19 protein-coding genes are annotated in these 17,441 nt (G+C 34.7%); 3 read left to right on the top strand and 16 right to left on the bottom strand.

Annotated features, from left to right (window positions below):
• Positions 1 to 20 precede the first annotated feature (20 nt).
• From ligD to G440_RS0100330, 14 genes are all read right to left on the bottom strand, one after another.
• Positions 21 to 1,775 carry a DNA ligase D gene (gene ligD, locus G440_RS19125; RefSeq protein WP_281170737.1) on the bottom strand — a complete coding sequence of 585 codons (1,755 nt, stop codon included), beginning with the start codon at positions 1,773 to 1,775 and terminating at the stop codon, positions 21 to 23.
• Between the two features lie 12 nt (positions 1,776 to 1,787).
• Positions 1,788 to 2,450 (bottom strand): DNA polymerase ligase N-terminal domain-containing protein, encoded by a 663-nt coding sequence (locus G440_RS21430; protein ID WP_245574804.1) that lies wholly within the window; start codon positions 2,448 to 2,450, stop codon positions 1,788 to 1,790.
• Between the two features lie 3 nt (positions 2,451 to 2,453).
• A complete protein-coding gene (gene ku / locus G440_RS0100385; RefSeq protein WP_026449486.1) occupies positions 2,454 to 3,230 on the bottom strand; it encodes a non-homologous end joining protein Ku in 777 nt (258 codons plus the stop codon).
• A 130-nt stretch (positions 3,231 to 3,360) separates the two neighbouring features.
• Positions 3,361 to 3,498 carry a hypothetical protein gene (locus G440_RS21120; RefSeq protein WP_157417767.1) on the bottom strand — a complete coding sequence of 46 codons (138 nt, stop codon included), beginning with the start codon at positions 3,496 to 3,498 and terminating at the stop codon, positions 3,361 to 3,363.
• Between the two features lie 101 nt (positions 3,499 to 3,599).
• Complete coding sequence (locus G440_RS21115) at positions 3,600 to 3,737, bottom strand: hypothetical protein (protein WP_157417765.1); 138 nt, start codon at positions 3,735 to 3,737, stop codon at positions 3,600 to 3,602.
• A gap of 47 nt (positions 3,738 to 3,784) precedes the next feature.
• The gene (locus G440_RS21110; protein ID WP_157417763.1) at positions 3,785 to 3,925 is read right to left on the bottom strand and encodes a hypothetical protein; all 141 of its coding nucleotides are present in this window, start codon (positions 3,923 to 3,925) and stop codon (positions 3,785 to 3,787) included.
• Between the two features lie 26 nt (positions 3,926 to 3,951).
• Positions 3,952 to 4,773 (bottom strand): SDR family oxidoreductase, encoded by an 822-nt coding sequence (locus G440_RS0100365; protein WP_034258698.1) that lies wholly within the window; start codon positions 4,771 to 4,773, stop codon positions 3,952 to 3,954.
• Positions 4,774 to 4,845: 72 nt separating this feature from the next.
• The gene (locus tag G440_RS0100360) at positions 4,846 to 5,424 is read right to left on the bottom strand and encodes a DUF1989 domain-containing protein (protein WP_026449484.1); all 579 of its coding nucleotides are present in this window, start codon (positions 5,422 to 5,424) and stop codon (positions 4,846 to 4,848) included.
• 23 nt (positions 5,425 to 5,447) lie between these two features.
• A complete protein-coding gene (gene gntA / locus G440_RS0100355) occupies positions 5,448 to 6,125 on the bottom strand; it encodes a guanitoxin biosynthesis heme-dependent pre-guanitoxin N-hydroxylase GntA (RefSeq protein WP_034258696.1) in 678 nt (225 codons plus the stop codon).
• A 326-nt stretch (positions 6,126 to 6,451) separates the two neighbouring features.
• Positions 6,452 to 6,976, bottom strand: a complete 525-nt coding sequence (locus G440_RS0100350; RefSeq protein WP_034258693.1) for a DUF421 domain-containing protein — start codon at positions 6,974 to 6,976, stop codon at positions 6,452 to 6,454.
• A 59-nt stretch (positions 6,977 to 7,035) separates the two neighbouring features.
• A complete protein-coding gene (locus G440_RS0100345) occupies positions 7,036 to 7,518 on the bottom strand; it encodes a YciE/YciF ferroxidase family protein (protein WP_026449481.1) in 483 nt (160 codons plus the stop codon).
• A 120-nt stretch (positions 7,519 to 7,638) separates the two neighbouring features.
• Positions 7,639 to 8,778, bottom strand: coding sequence for a glycoside hydrolase family 5 protein (locus tag G440_RS19120; RefSeq protein WP_034258691.1), 1,140 nt, complete (start codon positions 8,776 to 8,778; stop codon positions 7,639 to 7,641).
• Positions 8,775 to 9,905, bottom strand: a complete 1,131-nt coding sequence (gene glf, locus G440_RS0100335) for a UDP-galactopyranose mutase (RefSeq protein ID WP_026449480.1) — start codon at positions 9,903 to 9,905, stop codon at positions 8,775 to 8,777. The genes G440_RS19120 and glf overlap by 4 nt, the downstream gene beginning before the upstream one ends.
• A gap of 1 nt (position 9,906) precedes the next feature.
• The gene (locus tag G440_RS0100330) at positions 9,907 to 11,043 is read right to left on the bottom strand and encodes a glycosyltransferase (RefSeq protein ID WP_084426514.1); all 1,137 of its coding nucleotides are present in this window, start codon (positions 11,041 to 11,043) and stop codon (positions 9,907 to 9,909) included.
• Positions 11,044 to 11,353: 310 nt separating this feature from the next.
• On the opposite strand from G440_RS0100330, the gene G440_RS0100325 reads away from it, so the two are divergent.
• The 3 genes from G440_RS0100325 to G440_RS0100310 all read left to right on the top strand — a co-directional run bounded on the left by G440_RS0100325 (position 11,354) and on the right by G440_RS0100310 (position 14,931).
• Positions 11,354 to 11,623, top strand: a complete 270-nt coding sequence (locus G440_RS0100325; RefSeq protein WP_026449478.1) for a hypothetical protein — start codon at positions 11,354 to 11,356, stop codon at positions 11,621 to 11,623.
• A gap of 84 nt (positions 11,624 to 11,707) precedes the next feature.
• Positions 11,708 to 13,393: a hypothetical protein gene (locus G440_RS0100320; RefSeq protein WP_026449477.1), complete on the top strand. Its 1,686-nt coding sequence runs from the start codon at positions 11,708 to 11,710 to the stop codon at positions 13,391 to 13,393.
• Between the two features lie 368 nt (positions 13,394 to 13,761).
• A complete protein-coding gene (locus tag G440_RS0100310; RefSeq protein WP_026449476.1) occupies positions 13,762 to 14,931 on the top strand; it encodes a glycosyltransferase family 2 protein in 1,170 nt (389 codons plus the stop codon).
• 5 nt (positions 14,932 to 14,936) lie between these two features.
• Here the strand turns inward: G440_RS0100310 and G440_RS20485 are convergent, their stop codons facing one another.
• Positions 14,937 to 16,280, bottom strand: a complete 1,344-nt coding sequence (locus tag G440_RS20485; RefSeq protein ID WP_051285036.1) for a PIG-L family deacetylase — start codon at positions 16,278 to 16,280, stop codon at positions 14,937 to 14,939.
• On the bottom strand, positions 16,259 to 17,338 hold the full coding sequence (locus G440_RS19105; protein ID WP_051285035.1) for an acyl-CoA dehydrogenase family protein: 1,080 nt from the start codon (positions 17,336 to 17,338) through the stop codon (positions 16,259 to 16,261). Before G440_RS19105 ends, G440_RS20485 begins: the two co-directional genes overlap by 22 nt.
• Between the last annotated feature and the right edge of the window lie 103 nt (positions 17,339 to 17,441).

Here is a 17,441-nt window from a genome sequence, read left to right as displayed (position 1 = left end):
TTATAGATCAAATTTGTCTTTTACCAATTATTGATTTTCTCTAATACAGTTTCAATTTCGACCCCATTTTCTAATACCCCAAAAAATATGTCGCCTAAATTCTCAACTCTTTCGGGTACAGTAAGAATATTATAATCACCTATATTTAGTCCTGTTTTTAATTCTGCCCAATTTAATGGTGTTGAAACAGTAGCTCCTTTTTTTGGTCGAACACAATAGGCAGCTGCAATGGTTTGTCCTCTTCTATTTTGAAGATAATCTAAATAGAGTTTACCATTTCTCTTATTAATGGACCGCTCCATAGTTGTTATTTTAGGCAATTTCTCTTGAATTAGATAGCAAAGTAGTTTGGTAAAATCTCTTGCCTCTTCGTATGTATATTTTCCACCCAAGGGAATATAAATGTGAAGTCCAGAAGACCCTGAAGTTTTTAGAAAACCAGGAATTGAAGCCGCATCCATAATCTCTTTAGCAACAAGTGCGGTTTCAATTACGTCTTCAAAACTATTTTTTTCTGAAGGATCCAAATCGATAATCGTATAATCCGGGAAATCCAGATTTTCGATACGGGAATTCCATGGATTAATCTCAATACAACCCAAATTTGCCATATAGAGAAGTGTCGCCTCGTTTTGGCAGAGCAAATATTCGATGTTTTTATTTGAAGATTCGGAAAATATCGGCACAGTTTCAATCCACTCTGGCAACGATTCGTTATCTTTTTGGTAGAAACTAGGCTTGTCGATTCCATTGGGATGACGATGTAGATTTTCTGGTCTATCCCTTAGATATGGCAAAATTATATCTGCGATTTTTAAATAATAATCTATAAGATCATATTTCCGCAAACCAGCTTCTGGCCAATATATTTTTTCCAGATTTGATATTGGAACTGAAAATCCATCAATCTCGAGCACCGAAGAAGAATTTTTTGATTTAGAAGATATATCTTTCTTAATTTCACGATTTTCTATGACTTCCTCTGGATTTTTATCTTCACGTAAACTTTTAAAAACCGGGTGACGCATAACCCCATTTTTTGTCCATTCAGAAAATTTTACTTCACAAACAAGTTTTGGTTTTAACCAAGTTTGTGTGCGTCCTTTAAGATTTATCTTTTTTGGAAATGGGCTTTCCTCAGAAATATATGGTTTAAACAGAGCTACAAGTTCTTTTTTCTGTTGGTCAGAAAATCCAGAACCACAATTACCTACATATTCTAGTTCCTTATTTTCTAACATTCCTAAAATTAATGATCCGAAAGCTGCCCCGCCACTGTTCGCTTCTGTATAACCGCAAATAATACAATCTTCAGTATTTATAGCCTTGATCTTTAACCAATTTTCAGATCGATATTCAGGAAAGTATAAACTGTCTTTTTTCTTTGCGATTACACCTTCTAGCCCCGCTTCAATAGCACGGTTGTAGAATGTCGTTCCCATATCTTCAACGTGATCGCAATAAACAATTTGTTTTAAGCCTTCTAAAACATCAGGCAAAATACCTTTGCGCTCAATTAAGGGTAGTTGGTGCATGTCGTGCCCATTGAGAAATAAAATATCGAACACGTAGTATCTTAATCGTTCATTGCTATTTTTAGAATCGTAATTTTGTAGTTTTTCAAAATCTGAAACTCCATCTTCATTCAAAATGACCATTTCACCATCCAGAATAACATCGTGTGGAATTGAAGCTAACTCGTCTGTAATGGGTTTAAATTTTTGATTATAAGAAATTCCATTCCGTGAATAAAGTGAAACCTTCCCATCCTGTATTTGCGTTATTACTCAATAACCATCCCACTTAATTTCATAAATCCATTCTGGATCATTAAATATCTTTTTTGCTGCTGTGGCTAACATTGGTTTTAGAAGTTGGGAAGGCTTCAACGGTATAATTTTAGAGGCTTTAGAATGTGATTCTTTATTTGAAAATACTTCGGCATCATATTCCAAAACGGTAGAAAAATCATCTTTCTTTTTAATAAGCAACCATTGATTTTGTTCCTTCGTATGTCGCATTTTTACCAATGCGAATTTTCCTTTTATCTTTTTGCCGAAGAATTCAATTTTCAAATCGCCTTTCTTCAATTGAGAAATTCCCGAAGTATATTTTCCATCTGGAATAATTTTATAGGAGCCTTCGTCCCAAATAGTCATATCACCAGCACCATAATTACCTTTCGGAATACTGCCGTGGAAAGTTAGGTATTTCACTGGATGATCTTCTGTTTGGATTGCTAATCGCTTATCGTCAGGATTCAGGGATGGACCTTTGGGAACGGCCCAACTCTTTAAAACTTCATCCATTTCCAAACGCAAATCATAATGCAAATGGGATGCTTGATGGCGCTGAATTACAAATCTATCACTATTCCCCCCTACATATTGACCTTCGGGTTCTGGGGTATTGTTGAACTTTCGCTTTTTTATGTAATCATCAAGAGCCATAATTTAACTAGCCTTTGCTTTTTTCCGCTTTTCTAGACTCGCTTTCAATTGCGCCATCAAATCTTTCGCAGGGGTAGGGGTCTCGTCTATTTTTTCTGTTTTTGGTTTTTTACCAGAGGCTTTATTCTTTATAATTTTCATGAGCTGATCGTTATAAACATCTTTGTATTTAGATATTTTAAATTCGGTGGTATAATTCTCGATTAACGAAATTGCCATATCCACTTCTTTTTTTGACACTTTTGTCGTACCTATTTTTAAATCAGCAGGATTTCTTATTTCATCTTCAAAACGGATTACGTTGAGAACTAAAGTATTTTTATAAACGCCAATAAGACTTAAATTTTCTTTTTCTCTCATCACAAAAGTTGCCACACCAAGTTTCCCGGTTTTTTTCAGCGCGTCGCGTAGTAGGTTATAAGATTTTTTCCCTTCTTTCTGTGGTTCTAAGAAATATGGTTTTTTAAATAATACATCTGCTACTTCATCTTCTTCAATAAATTCCTCAATATCTATGGTTTTACTTTTCTTCATATTTGCCAATGCAAAATCCTCTTTCTCTAAAATAACATAGTCCTCGTCCTGCTTAAAACCCTTTACTATGTCTTTCCATTCTACTTCCTTACCCGTTTTTTCATTTACTCTTTTATACCTAATTCTTTCATGGTCGTGACTATCCAACATATCCAGATCTAGTCTTCTATCTTCAGATCCAGAATACATTTTTATAGGTATTGAAACTAAACCAAAACTTATACTACCATTCCAAATTGATCTCATAGTGTTTTTCTTTAAAATTATTAAATAATGATTTAGCTCATATCAATTTATAGGAATTTTAACCAAATTAGAGCGCAAAAAAAACTTCCCATATTTTGGTTATGGGAAGTTTTTATAGCTGTTTTTCAAATTACTTTTTGCGAGCAGTATCGCTTTTTCCTTTGTCAGCCCCGGATTTTTTATCTACAGCTTTTTTAACTGTGGATTGGGGTCCGTTTTTCTTTTTGTCCCCAGAATCTTTCAAATCTTTTTTTTGTGGACTACTCATAGCATTTATGTTTTAAAGTTTAGATAAAGCTATAAATACTTAACGATCAAGGATAACACAATCGCTTAAAAGAGTATCCCAATTGCAATTGTGAAATAAATTTATGATTTATCCTGAGTTCCCTTGTTTGGAGATTTCGGCAAATCTCTTTTCTTGGTTTGCTCATTTTCATCCTTTTCTACCTCACCATATTGGTTGTGGTCTCTTTTTTTATCAAATCCATCTTCTTTATCGTCCATAATGTTGTTTTTTTAATTAATACTCATAACTAATAACTCACAATTAGTTATTCCTCTTCTTTCCCAAAATTAGGCTTAAAACCATCTTCTGTAGAATCGTCTTTTTTACTGTGAACACTTTTACTTCCTCTCGCAGTTTTATTACTGGAATCAGGAATTTTGTTGTAATCTTTTTTGTTTGAACTCATCTTTTTAATTTTTAAGTTATTAATAATTATTTTTTAGATTTATCTATTGTATCCGTCTTAATATCGTACTGACGTTCTTGATACTCTTTACATTTTTCAACTAAATCGTCAGGAAAGATTGTACGGAATGCATGTTTATCTTTGGGAATTACCTCAACCATTTTATCAATCATTTTCTGAGGATCAAATTGGTTTTCTTCCATTTTAGTCGCGGCTTTCTCGATTGGCTTTTGGGATGTAAAATGTAAATCTTCATCAAACCATTGTTTATACGTATCGTACATTCTATCGTTAAACCCTGTTTTGAACGGCCCAGGATTAATTGTTGCTACAGTAACTCCGTGTGGTTGAAGTTCGTCGCGTAAGCATTGAGCAATAACCTCCAAGGCGTGTTTTGAAGCATTATATGGAGCTAAAAAAGGATGTGTGGCTAATCCCGCAACCGAAGACAAGAATATTACCTTTCCTTGACCCTTTTCAACCATCTTTCTAATAAATGGTTGTGAAAATTCTAAAGTTGAGAATACATTCGTCTCCATCACTTCTCTTAGCAAGCCAACGGGAATTTCGGCTATTGGTCCTGTTTGTCCTATACCTGCATTATTAACTAAGATATCAATATCTAAATCCCAAGCCTTCTCGCAATCCATATAGTCTAATATATCTAGTTTTATAAGATTTATATTCTTTTCATAATCCTTATCTTTTTTATCTTCAATGAATCGAGACATTTGCTCCCAAGTATGCATCCCAGCAATAACAGAATGGCCTTCCTTTGCTAAACCGATTGCGGTTCCCTTTCCTAAGCCAGAACCAGCTCCAGTAATTAAAATCTTTTTCTTTTTCATTATTTTTATTTAAAGGTAAATATTTGTTTTACGCAATTTTATCTTTTAAGAAAACTTAGGGAGATGGTATGTCTATATAATTTCATAATTTATGGGTTTAAAAGTTCCACCGTTGCTATCTTCCGCCGAACAGGCGGTTAATGCTACTATCAAATCCATTTCAGCTTCAAAAACAATATAATCGCCACTTTTACTTAATGGAGGTAGAACTGTTAGTCTTCCATCTTCAGCAAATTGCACATTCATAAAGATATTAAAGGCGGTAGGTACTTCATCAGGTGTAATTTCAAACTGCCTCAGATTGGTATATAGATTCTCAAAGCAACTTGGATGGTAATCTGGATTATTGTACATTATTTGAAATGTTTCTGGGCTACAAGGCGCCAATAAAAAATCATTCCGGCCATTGGTATCTTCTAAAATTTTCATCATTTTATTACTCCGATTGCTCCAAAGAAAGTGTCCCTTTGTTATTATGATGGTCTCTTCAAAATCTAATGTTTTTCCCGAAGAAATTTTTTCTCTTGTATCTTCGGCATTAAAAAGAACCATGTCGCTAACTTGCTCTCCAAGCGGATCAATTACTTTTAATTGTTGGCCTTTTTTAATTTTGAAAGCTGTACCAGTTTGAGGTTGAATTTTATAAGTCATTAACTTCAGTTTTTAATATCTAATTAAGATGTATGAAATGGACATTTCCACTTTTCACCAACATTTCTTCCACTGTATTGTCGAGCCTCACTAGATTCACCAAAATCTTTTAGGACGGGATTTATGCTGCCTTGTAATGCCTTATCCCTTGCCCTAATTTTATCACGAACTTTATGATATGCTCCCATTTCACGTAATTCCTCAAATTGGGAATGTAAATTGAATACTATAGTTGGGTAGGGTGCTCTTCTGGCGATTCTAGAACTTTTAGGATGCATTCCTACAATATAAAAGGCATGTCCCTGAATGCTAAAACTAAAATTAGGATCATTTGGATCATCACTTACTTGGGGATCCCAATCACGCTCATCTTTTTCATTGATAAATTGAAGTTGCCGCCAAAGCAGATTTTCAAATTCCACTTCTGTCTCAATTTCTATCTCAGGAAAAACTGCTATGAGAGATTCAAAACTTTTCGAGTCAAAATCGTAATCATCAATATAATTTTGAATATCCTCTAACATAGCAATAGCAGTATTTTTGCTTCCCAATTTAAAATATGTTTTAAGTCGGAATTGATTCATAGAAAAGACAGTGTTGGCCATAATACATGGATGATTTTCGGCTACAATGAAATTTCTATATTGGTCTTCGAGGTCATTTAAATAATCTAGATTATTGGATTGTATGTGTGCTTTCATCTTTTTTTTATTTTAAAATTAGAGCATTTATTTAAATGATTAAATGGCTTAATAAAAGTTTAAATTATAATTAAGAGTCATTTAACAACAATGTTCGATAGTGTTATTTTTCGGATGGATAGAGCAAAACGGAACTAATGTGGGCGCATTGACCAAATGGATTGAGTATCGACATTTCATTTTTTATAACCTCTTCAATTTTCCACAAAAACTCCTAGTTGAGAAATGAAATTGAGTTAAAGGAAAATCAGAAAAGTCGTTAGGGCATATTTATAAGAAGGAAATCCAAGTCTTTTTAACCCTTTATCCTAATCCATTACACCATTTTAATTCAATTTAACATCACTTAAAAGCCACTCTTCTAAATCCATATTGTTGTCCGTTGTGTGAAGTACAACCATATCTCCTGTGGTTTCGAAAACAACAGCCCTTACTTGCGATAGGTTGAGAACATTAGCCTCGCGTAATTTTGATCGTAAATCTCCTTCCGTAACACGAGCTTTTTTTAAATTATCAAATAGAATAGTTTTGCCATCCATTAATAATAAAGGTTCATTATCAATTAAGTTTTGAAAAAATTTGTACTTTCTAAAATAAGCAGCTGTTAATTGAAGCAGATAGACAGTAAATAGACCAATGATTCCCTCCAAAATCGAAACGGAGCTCGATAAAATTGTGGTGGCAATAATAGAACCTACGGCAACCGTCATGGCAAAGTCAAAACTTGACATTTTGCTAAAACTCCGTTTTCCAAAAATGCGGGTAAATAAAATTACGGCAACGTAGATCCCAACACAGCTCAGTACAATTGCGAGTGCGGCTTTTGGCGTAGTTATAAACCATTTTTCCATTATTATCTATTTATAAAAAAAGCCCGTTATACGCGGGCTTTTTATTCATATCAAAATGCTTACTTAGCTTTTCTATTCAGGCGTTTTTCGGCAATATCATTTAATTTGTCATCTGCACCATATTCCTCATCTAATGTTTTTTTAAGTTTTTTGGCTATATCGTCGTGTCCTAACTCTTTGGCATAACGAACGGCAGTTCCATAACCCGAAATTTCATAATGTTCTACACGTTGTGCTTCTGCAATCATTCCGGCATCCAAAACTTCCTTATCCTTAACTTCTTCCATAAAACTTTCGGCTTCCTTTATTAGTCCTTTCATAGCTTTACAGGTTTCGCCTTTCGGATTAATATCTAACTCCTTACAAATTTCCTCTAAACGGGTTTTATGGTTTTTGGTTTCTTTTAAATGATCTTCAAATGCCTTTTTCAATTTTGCATCGGTAGCATTTTCCACCATTTTCGGCAATGCTTTTGTAAGTTGGTCTTCAGCACTGTAAAGATCTTTTAATTGATGTTCAAATAGTTCTTCTAAATTTTTCATAATTTTAATTTTTAAATTTTAAGATTTAAAGCTATGGATTCTTAAAAATTCGTGCAAAGGGATTTAAATAATATTAACATTATTGTACGGATAGGATTAAGAATTTAAGTTATAATTGCATTAATCGATTGTGAATAATTCATTTTGAAATATTTTACCACTTTCCCTTACCTGGGAATAATAAGAGTTAAAAACTATTCTATTGAATTCATTATCCAAATCCCAAATTCCACAATTACAGTAAGAAGACAGATCATCCCAATCTGGTCTATCAATTACTGGATAAATACATACCCCTTTTAAATCTACGCCAGCTTTTAAAGTTAACAAACACTGCTCTGTAATCTGTCGCATCCACAGATCTCGATGTGGACCAAAATGGCCGGTTTCTGTTAAGATTATGGGTTTGCGGTATTTGTAAAAGACTTCTTGAAGCAAAACGTTTAATGGCGTCATTCTTTGCGCATCACGGAGCCAATCTATGGTCTCATTCATTTCGTTCCATTGATTGTTATAGTAATAGTTAAAGCCCAACATATCTACTAATTCTGCATTTCCTGAAAGTTCCGGATGGCGCATTCCCAGAATAATTTCCATGGCCTCAAATTGCCCGTCGTTTTTCTTTTCTACTTCCTCAATACTAAGAGACCTATATTCCTTATGGATTTTTATTAAAGGTTCTACTAAAAGCACAATGCTGTTTGGGGCAATCTCTTTTATAATCTTAATGCCCTGAATGGCAGCCTTACATAAATGGTATTTTATATCTGCCCCACTATTAACGGCAAATGGAACCGTGCCGCGAACATCGCCTGAGTGCCAGGAGAGAAAACTTATTTCATTGATGGGAACAATCCACGGGGGTTTATTGCAATGGTTTTTGTGGTAATTTAAAAATGCTTCACATAATGCACAAAACCGCTTCACAAATTGGGGATGGGTAGGAGTGAGGTCATCAGGATATCCAAAGTGGCAGAGGTCCCAAATAATTTGTATACCCAATTCCTCCGAAGCTTTAAAAAATGAATCCAATCGGGAAAAGTCAAATACGAAGGGCTTGGTTTCCACAAAACTCCAGCAAATACCTTCCCTAACTGTTTTAATTCCCAATCCCTGAAGGTCGAGATAATCTTCCCGCACCCTTACATCGTGCTGGGTAATGCTTTGAAGATTGATGCGCTCTCCAGATCTATTAATATGGTCTGCACATTCATAGCCGGCTATCATAAAACTGTTTAGAGAAAGTGTTGAAATATTCATATTTTAGCAAGTTCAGATTGATAGGTTGCTACGGATTTAAAAACGGCAAGCGCATTTTTGAATGCCTCATCCATATTGAAATACTTATAGTTTGCCAATCTTCCCACAAAGTGAATATTTGGATGGTTGACCGATTCTTGCTTATAGCGTTCGTATATTTTTAAGTTTCTATCGTTAAGTACGGGATAATAAGGTTCACCTTCATCTGTGGTGTATTCTTTCACAATGGTTGTTTTTTTGCTTTTTTGATTTCCAAAATGTTTATATTCCACTATTCGCGTAAAATCCACTTCTTGGCCTGGATAATTTACCACTGAATTTTCCTGGTAAAATTCCTTATCAATGGTTTCTGGAACAAAGTTGATGGAACGATATTCCAACTTTTCCGAGGCACTGTATTTAAAATCGAAAAAACGATCAATAGGGCCTGAGTAAAATATCTTTTCAAAATTCCCGAGGCTATCCTTTACATCAAAATAATCTGTGTTTAAATGCACCGTGATATTGGGATGTTTCAATAAATTTTCAAAAAGCTTAGTGTATCCGCCCACGGGTAGCGCCTGATATTTATCTGAAAAATATCTATCATCAAAATCATGGCGAACGGGAATTCTGTTTAAAACTGAAGCTGCCAATTCTTCAGGGTATTTGTTCCACTGCTTTTTTGTGTAATGCTTAAACATTTTTTCATACAGAATTTTTCCAACTTTGTTTAAGACGGCTTCTTCGCCATTTTTCGGATTTTCATAATTTATTCTATTATCCTCCAGCCACTGCTTCATTTCCTCTTCATTTGAAATAGAAAGATTGAATAGTTTATTTACTGTAGCAATATTTATGGGTATAGGAACCAATTGGCCATCTACTTTTGCAATAACCTTGTGCTCCCAAGGATACCAAATAGCAAATCGATTTACATAATCCCAAACCTCTTCATCATTAGTATGAAAAAGATGTGCGCCATATTTTGAAATTAAAATTCCGTTTTCATCTATAAAGTCATAACAATTTCCCCCTATGTGATTCCGTTTTTCCAGGATCAACACTTTTTTGTCCAAATTGGCGTAACGTTCTGCAAGCACTGAACCTGAAATGCCCGCACCTATTATCAATATGTCTGCGTCCATCTTAATTTTGTATTAAATGCAACATTTGCTCCGAGGTATGGTTCCAAGACGTTTTTAAAAGGATATCTTGATATTGCGAGATATAATTATTCACCGGGCTTAAATTGATTTTCTCTAAAGCTTCCGAAAACTCCCGTACTGTGGAAACTATATAAACAGAATCTGAATAGTCGCGCACTACATCTTTAATAGGAGTAGAAATGATGGGTTTTCCTGCTGCCATATACTCCAAAGTTTTAGTTGGACTTATATATTTTGTGGAATCATTTAGCGCAAAAGGCATCATCGTAATATCAATAGCCTTTAAATACTGCGGAAGTGAATCGTAGGATTTCATTCCCAGGTAGTGAATATTCGCTGTGCGCGGCAAATCGTTTTCATCAATCTTTACAACCGGTCCAACCATTACAAAGGAAAACCCGGGCTGCATCTTGGCAATGCCTTCCAAGATTTCAAGATTTATTCGCTCGTCAATTACCCCAATATAACCTACAATGGGTCCTTTTATATTGGCAATATCTTGGGGGATTTCCAAACCATTCTGTGCCTTTTGAAAATGTGATATATCTACGGAACTTGGAAAACAATATACCTTGTCTGAACTGGCGGATTTTGATTCATACAAGGACTTTCCTCCCGTAAAAATAATATCCGCTTTTCGCATCAATTCGCCTTCTTGCATAACAAGGTTGGAATCAGCACCTTTAAATAATGAAAGTTCATCCATACAATCATAAATAATGGTATTTGCCTTTAGTGTTGACAATAGCCCAGAAAAAGCCGCTGAGTAGAACCAAGCTATTTTCACATTGGTAAGATTCAGTTTTATAAGTATGGTGGCAATTTCCGAAATGGAAGAAACCTTTGGACGGAGAACATCTACAGTTGGAAGCACATGCTCTAGATCATATTCATATTTTTCATCTTCTATATAAGGTATAGGTTCTTCAATAAAAAGCGTGCGATATTCTTTAGACATCCTACTTATTATATGTTGGGGCCGCTGGTAAACAAAGTTCCATCGCAAATGAGAAAACACGACCAAATCATACATTGCAATATTTTGAGCTACTACCGTTTTTTTGCGGTGTTGCGGTTCAGGTTTTGAAATTGAGGGATTATTATTTTGGAAGAACATAAGAGTTTTGTTAAATGTTATTTTCAAAACTATCAACAATTAACTTTTCTGGTTAGTAAAATTGTCTTTTCTTTTAACACTATAAATGTGGAATTTTGTTCAATTGAAATTTTGTTTAACTCAATTGAACTCAGCTGTAAGGGCCTCATAAATAGAAAATTAACATTATCGATCAAACCCCTAACACAATCCATTTATAGCGTTAAAGTATTCATAAAACCTCTCAAAAATAACCATAAGCTCAATAATTATTTTAAAAATGTTTTATAGCTTTATGAAAAGAAAAATGTTTAATTAAAAAATTAATGTTATGGAAAATTCAAATCAAAGAAATCCAAATCAGAATCAAAACCGTCCTGAAAGCAATGAACGCAATCAGCAACAAAGTAGTCAATATGGTAAGGATTCTCAAGATTCCAGTAAGCAACAACAGCAAAATCGTGAATGGGAAAAATCGCAACAGCAACAGCAACAAAATGCCCAAGACCCGACACGGGATCGAAATTGGGGTAACAACCCTGGTGAAAACCAAAGAAACCAAGACCCAACAAAAAAGGATCAAATTTGGGAAGAAGAATAGTAGTCTACTATTCAAACCATTCTTTAGAGCCTCCATTTAATCATGGGGGCTTTCATTTAAAAATTAACCATTTAAACTAAAAGTATGAAAACGATTATACTATTATTTGTCACCCTCTTTTCAAATATTGCTAGCTCACAAACATTAGAACCTGTAGAAGGAATTTATGTATTTCCCAAATACGCGATGATAATAATATCTGGAGTGGTACTTGCACTTATTTTTCAGCTTATTTTCGTAATTCTTTCCGTTTCCCTTGGTATAAGCGCAATGGGAGATCTTCGGAAGAAATTTGTTAAAGCCTCCAACCACAGCTATGAGGAATCTGATGAGGAAAGAAGGAAAAAATATCAATTTGAGCAGAACGCTAAACCCGACGCTGGAACCGGTGAAACCATTTCAACAGCATTTGGTATTTGGTGTACCATTACAACCAGTCTCGCTTTACTTGTGGCTACTTGGTTGGCATTGCATTTGGCAACTATATCTACCGTGGGTATAAATATAACCTTGGCATTGGTAATTTGGGCTTTCTTTTTTCTCATTCTATTTTATTTGGAAATTAAATTTGCACAAACTGTTATTGGGGGTCTATTCTCTACGGTCGTTTCTGCCCTAAAAAGTACTACCCAATCTATAACAGGGATATTCAAAACATCCGAAAGCCAAAAAATGGAAGACGTACTTTCCAACAGCATTACCAAACTCCGAAAGGAATTTGCTCCTAGTTTTAATATGAAAAAGATTGGAGCGGTGCTGGATAAGTTTGTAGATAAAGTGGATGCGAAATTACCAGATTATGATACCCTAAAAATGGATATTGTAAAAACGGTTGAGGCGGGCAACACAAAAAACAATCCGGCAAAATGGATGGCCATACAACAAATCCTAACTAGACTGATTACTGAGAATGCTAAGGATGGCAATACTAACGACAACCTAAATGCCCTCCAAAAAATGGTTAAGGAATTTAAGGAGGAATATCAAAAAGAAGATTCTGTAATAGGTGGGGCGGAAAACGTAATTGCAAAGCATTCCAATTATTCAAGGGAAGAAGTTGAAAAAGGTATTGACAGATTCAAAAAATATCTCTCTGGCCTGTTACCCGAAAAATTAAATACTGAAAATATAACAAGTGAACTTCAAAAAATCATAGACAGTGATGAAACAATTGGCCATGCGCTTTCTGAAAATTTTGGAATGAACTACGATACTATTGTACAAGTATTGAGCGATAATACAAACCTCGACAAAGAACAGGTGGATAGCTACGCCACAACTGTATTCAATGCTATAGACAAAACAAAAGAAACCATATCTGCCGAAAATTTAAAAAATCTTGAAACAATCGTTCTAAAAAAGGTAAAATATTTTTTAAATATGGATCCCAATCTTGAATTTGATACCACAAAGTTGAAGGACGGTTTTGTAAAAGTATTCAGCGATCCTTCAGAATCTTGGGAGGATGTTAAAGATTGGATGACGACAATAGATGCTAATTCCATCAAGGAATATTTGGTCACGAACAATTTGGTTTCAGAAGATCGTGTGGACAGTGTAACCCAAACGTATGAAGATGCGGTGAAGGAAATGAAAGATAAAATTACGCTGATTGAAAATAAAGCACACACTACTTGGGAAATGACAAAGCGCAAAGCTGTAATTCAAGCCGAACATACCCGTAAAACAGCAGCACTGGCTGCGTGGTGGTTATTGATTACTATTTTGTTTTCAGGAGGTGTAAGTATTTTAAGCGTTTATATGTTATAGAATAAATTAAAGGGGCTACAAAAAACCATCCGTTTTTGCGGATGGTTTTTATGGCTAATTCATTTTAGATTTTTAAATAATTTTGCTTTAAAAAGCTTTTTTTTAAAATCAATGGACAATAAGCATTTAAGATTTTGCCCTATTTTATTTACCTTTTCATACATACCTCCTTTTTTAAAAATTAATATAACAGTTATCCAATACAAAAATAATAACCTATTCAGTTGGAGGTTAACTTAATACGATTTAATATTAGTTCAAAAAATACAAATATTTATAATTTTTGATCATCATTTCTAGTGTCATTATTTATATAGTGCTTATGAAAATTAATCGTCAAGATATTTTTAAAATTACAATCTCCATTTATGGATCTATCTAGCACAAATCGTATTCAGGAAAAAAATAAGATTGATTACATAGATCAACTCTCCAATGAGATCGCTAAAAATTTATCAGTACCCGGTAAACATTTAACAATGGGTGTTATAATTCCCGCAAAAAATGAAAGTGAGACCATTTTAGAAACTTTGACCTCACTAAAAATACAAGAAGATCACAATTCAGTTTTAATAGACAAGGAATTTTACGAAGTATTGATTTTATGCCATAATTGTAATGATAATACCTTCGAAATTTGCACCAAATTTTCCAAAGAGAATTCAGATATTAATTTACATATTCTGGAATTAAACTCGGAAGTTGCCAATACTGTTGGTGCGGCGAGAAGGGTTTTGATGAATATTGCTTCCAGTAGGCTCAATAGAAATGGTTTGATAATTAGTACGGATGCTGATACGATTCCCGATAAAAAATGGCTCTTTAATCTTTCACATTATATTAATCAAGATATATCACTAATCTGTGGACTAATTAATGTAAATCTACAAAATCTGGCTCCCCAAACACAAAAATATCTTGCCGCAAAAGATGAATATTTGCTTTTGAAGGCTCGTTTTGAAAGTGAGATCCTTCCCAATGAGTTTGATCCATGGCCCAGACATAGTTACAATTGGGGACCAAATTTGGCTATTAGGAACCAAGTCTACAAAGCAGTTGGGGGAATTAATCCCCTTCATTTTTTGGAAGATGTTGATCTCTACAATAGAGTTGTGAGCTCAGGATTTAAAATTCGACATTGCATAAATTCCAAGGTTAAGACTTCAACTAGAATAGACTCGCGATGTACAGAAGGTTTTGGCGCCGAGCTTCGGGTTTGGACAGATTTTGAAGGGGTGGCCTACAATGTAGAAGGGCTGGATAAACTCAAGTCACGATACAAGATCTATAATCAAATTAAGGATTATTTTAACAACCCCTCAGAAGTTTTATTGAAAAATTTATGCGAAACAGCTTTTATTGATAAATCACAATTACTTAAAATGTTTCATGAATCCAGCATTCCCGATTCGATGATTATTAAAATGGAGAAATATCTCAATAATTGTGAAACTTGGAAGACCCATTTTCCAAATATTGGGGTAGTGGAGGCGTGCCGAGAATTGAACGAGTATTTTGAGAATAAGGAAAAGCATTGACTTTTTTAAACTTTTTCCCAAAGTTGCAGTTCGTAGGATTCGTGTGTATAGGTTGAAATACATTTAAAGTGTTTCATATTAGTATTAAACACTGCAAACTGTTCGTGAACCTGTCTGCCGGATAACGGATATTCCCTAACATAGGAAGTCCAATGAACCATCAAAAAAATTCCTTTTTCCATCAAATTTTCTGAAATATTTACAAACAAAGATTTCAGATTTTTTTTGTTGAAATAATATCCCATTTCGCACATACTTATAAAATCGAATAAATCCTTTGGAAATTCCTTTAAAACATCCAATTGCTGAAAGTGGACATTGGTAAGATCTTTATTATTTCCTTTTGCTGAATTAATTGCCTCCGCACTAATATCTACTGCCAATAGGTTTTTACAGCGTCTTGCGAAATATCGGGTTTGCACACCTATGGAACAGCCTAATTCCAATCCGTTCTTGTAGTTTCTATTTTCTAAAAAGGAGTCTGTTTTTTCATATTTCTCTTTTTCATAATCACTTTTTTTAAAATTCCATGGATCTGAATTGCTGGCATAGAGCGCATCAAAATAACTTTTTTTTAGAGAGGACCTATGATGCTGTGAAGGGAAAAAATAAATTTCATAGGGTTGAAGAAAAGGAGTGAGTAATTCATCCGTAAGCACAAAACCTGCTGCATCGTCTGCAATAAGATTTGTAGTTTGTGACTTATGGGCAAATATGGCTTCCTTTTTTTTACTTAAAACATTTCTTATATCCAAACGAAAGGTTTCCACTTCATCCTCAAATGGCCAATCTTCCCGCTCTGAATTATTCCATAACCAGATAGGATATTCAATAATCTGAATCTCCCTATCTGCACCTTCTAATGCTTTTTTTCCAATTTTATAAACCGCCAAATGATCGGTGTGCACATCTCTTCGCCATGGAAGAAAGAGGGAATCAATATTATTTTTTAGGAGTATTTCAACCAAATCTGAAACCATTTGGTTCTTTTTATTTTCATCTATTTTATGTAGAAAGGAATCTGGGCCACGAAAAAAAGCAACATTACTATTGGGAACGCCCAGAATTTTACAGGCTCGCAATGCCTCCTTTTCGCGTAATTGCGACAACTTTGCAGCAGGATATTTTTCTGAATTGGGATGCGACGCACCGCCGCTGGTCATAAAACCCACCCAAATTGGGATATTCTGTGAAGTTAGATAGGAAATTATTCCTCCACATCCCAACGCTTCGTCATCTGGATGCGGCGCGATAATAAAGGCGTTGCCAATTTGCTTCCCCAATTGATTTATGGAAAGTAAGGGCGCCTTTAAAAGTTGTTTGGAGCTTAAACGTTTTCTTTCAAACATGATTTCGCTTTTGTTTTGGCGGTGTAATCTCCAATATTCGCAAGCGCATAATCAGGTCCCGCCTGCTTTAAATATACACGTAGATCCCGAACTTTTTTCTCTAATGGATGTGACTGCATCATCCCCTGAATCCCGATAGATTTTTCGGCCAGCCTTATTGTTTCCTCACAAATATCCACTGTTAACGTACGCATCATATTGGCGAAGTTAATTTTATAATTTTTTGAATGTTCTTTACTATTATCTATTGCGTTGGCGCGTTGCAAGCACAAATTGGCAGTTTCCATTAAAATGCTAAGTTTTCCGAGTCGCATTTTTTGGTAAGGATCTTGCGTGCGTTTCAACTTTTGTAAATGGGCAACTGTAATATCCACAATGGCTTTCGCCCCGCCTAATTGAACTGCGGAAAACCGAACGCCGCCCCACGAAAAATGCGGTTCTTTGTAATAATCGTTTGCAATTCCCAGAAAATTTCCTTCACAGACCTTCAATCCCGTAAAGTCGATACGGCAACTTACCGAAGCACGCATTCCCGTTGGATTCCATAATGACCAATCTTCTTCTAAACCGCTGTTTCTTTCCAGCTCCAAAATAATCATTTGCAAGCCGGTTGCAGTGGTGGCGGTAACGATGGGTCTATCAATGTTTAAGGCACCAGAACAAAATATTTTTGCGCCTTTTAAATGCAAAATTGAATCTGACTTTTTTAGATTGAGTTTTTCAAAGGATCTTTCCGTGTTCCAAATTCCAAACAATTTGCCATCAGCGGCTTCACCGTGAAATTTTTCCTTTTGATTCGATGTGCCAAAAGTGTCAATCAAGAGCAAGGCATTTAAATGTCCTTCAAATATTCTCCCTACTGAAAGATCGCTTTTGCCAACTTCAAATAATAAATCAAATATATTTTGAAAACCTTCAGTTTGAAACAGACCAGAATGAGAATGGGGTAGGGTAAATAATCCAAGATTTTTAAGCAGTTGAAAGGCTTCTTTAGGAAATATTCTTGGATGATCGGAGAGTTCCCTAAAAAGGGAGTCGTAATTATATGCTTTAAACATTTTCCAGAATTTTATGAGACAATTTATCTACATTCGAAATTAAGGATTTTTAGTTCTTATATTTTTTATCGATTGTTTTGAATTATAAAAAATTTGGATAATA

The organism is Aequorivita capsosiphonis DSM 23843, assembly GCF_000429125.1.
Taxonomy (GTDB): domain Bacteria; phylum Bacteroidota; class Bacteroidia; order Flavobacteriales; family Flavobacteriaceae; genus Aequorivita; species Aequorivita capsosiphonis.
The sequence above is the reverse complement of the archived record's forward strand: the minus strand, read 5'-3'. Positions and strand labels throughout refer to the sequence as shown.

What these genes read in the sequence shown, in the direction of transcription:
- G440_RS0100330 (WP_084426514.1), bottom strand. Translation starts at nt 11,043, where the DNA reads ATGTTCTTCCAAAATAATAATCCCTCAATTTCAAAACCTGAACCGCAA.
- G440_RS0100350 (WP_034258693.1), bottom strand. Translation starts at nt 6,976, where the DNA reads ATGGAAAAATGGTTTATAACTACGCCAAAAGCCGCACTCGCAATTGTA.
- ku (WP_026449486.1), bottom strand. Translation starts at nt 3,230, where the DNA reads ATGAGATCAATTTGGAATGGTAGTATAAGTTTTGGTTTAGTTTCAATA.
- G440_RS21110 (WP_157417763.1), bottom strand. Translation starts at nt 3,925, where the DNA reads ATGAGTTCAAACAAAAAAGATTACAACAAAATTCCTGATTCCAGTAAT.
- G440_RS0100360 (WP_026449484.1), bottom strand. Translation starts at nt 5,424, where the DNA reads ATGACTTATAAAATTCAACCTCAAACTGGTACAGCTTTCAAAATTAAA.
- G440_RS21430 (WP_245574804.1), bottom strand. Translation starts at nt 2,450, where the DNA reads ATGGCTCTTGATGATTACATAAAAAAGCGAAAGTTCAACAATACCCCA.
- glf (WP_026449480.1), bottom strand. Translation starts at nt 9,905, where the DNA reads ATGGACGCAGACATATTGATAATAGGTGCGGGCATTTCAGGTTCAGTG.
- G440_RS0100310 (WP_026449476.1), top strand. Translation starts at nt 13,762, where the DNA reads ATGGATCTATCTAGCACAAATCGTATTCAGGAAAAAAATAAGATTGAT.
- gntA (WP_034258696.1), bottom strand. Translation starts at nt 6,125, where the DNA reads ATGAAAGCACACATACAATCCAATAATCTAGATTATTTAAATGACCTC.
- G440_RS20485 (WP_051285036.1), bottom strand. Translation starts at nt 16,280, where the DNA reads ATGTTTGAAAGAAAACGTTTAAGCTCCAAACAACTTTTAAAGGCGCCC.
- G440_RS21115 (WP_157417765.1), bottom strand. Translation starts at nt 3,737, where the DNA reads ATGGACGATAAAGAAGATGGATTTGATAAAAAAAGAGACCACAACCAA.
- G440_RS21120 (WP_157417767.1), bottom strand. Translation starts at nt 3,498, where the DNA reads ATGAGTAGTCCACAAAAAAAAGATTTGAAAGATTCTGGGGACAAAAAG.
- G440_RS0100320 (WP_026449477.1), top strand. Translation starts at nt 11,708, where the DNA reads ATGAAAACGATTATACTATTATTTGTCACCCTCTTTTCAAATATTGCT.
- G440_RS19120 (WP_034258691.1), bottom strand. Translation starts at nt 8,778, where the DNA reads ATGAATATTTCAACACTTTCTCTAAACAGTTTTATGATAGCCGGCTAT.
- G440_RS0100365 (WP_034258698.1), bottom strand. Translation starts at nt 4,773, where the DNA reads ATGAAAAAGAAAAAGATTTTAATTACTGGAGCTGGTTCTGGCTTAGGA.
- G440_RS0100325 (WP_026449478.1), top strand. Translation starts at nt 11,354, where the DNA reads ATGGAAAATTCAAATCAAAGAAATCCAAATCAGAATCAAAACCGTCCT.
- G440_RS0100345 (WP_026449481.1), bottom strand. Translation starts at nt 7,518, where the DNA reads ATGAAAAATTTAGAAGAACTATTTGAACATCAATTAAAAGATCTTTAC.
- G440_RS19105 (WP_051285035.1), bottom strand. Translation starts at nt 17,338, where the DNA reads ATGTTTAAAGCATATAATTACGACTCCCTTTTTAGGGAACTCTCCGAT.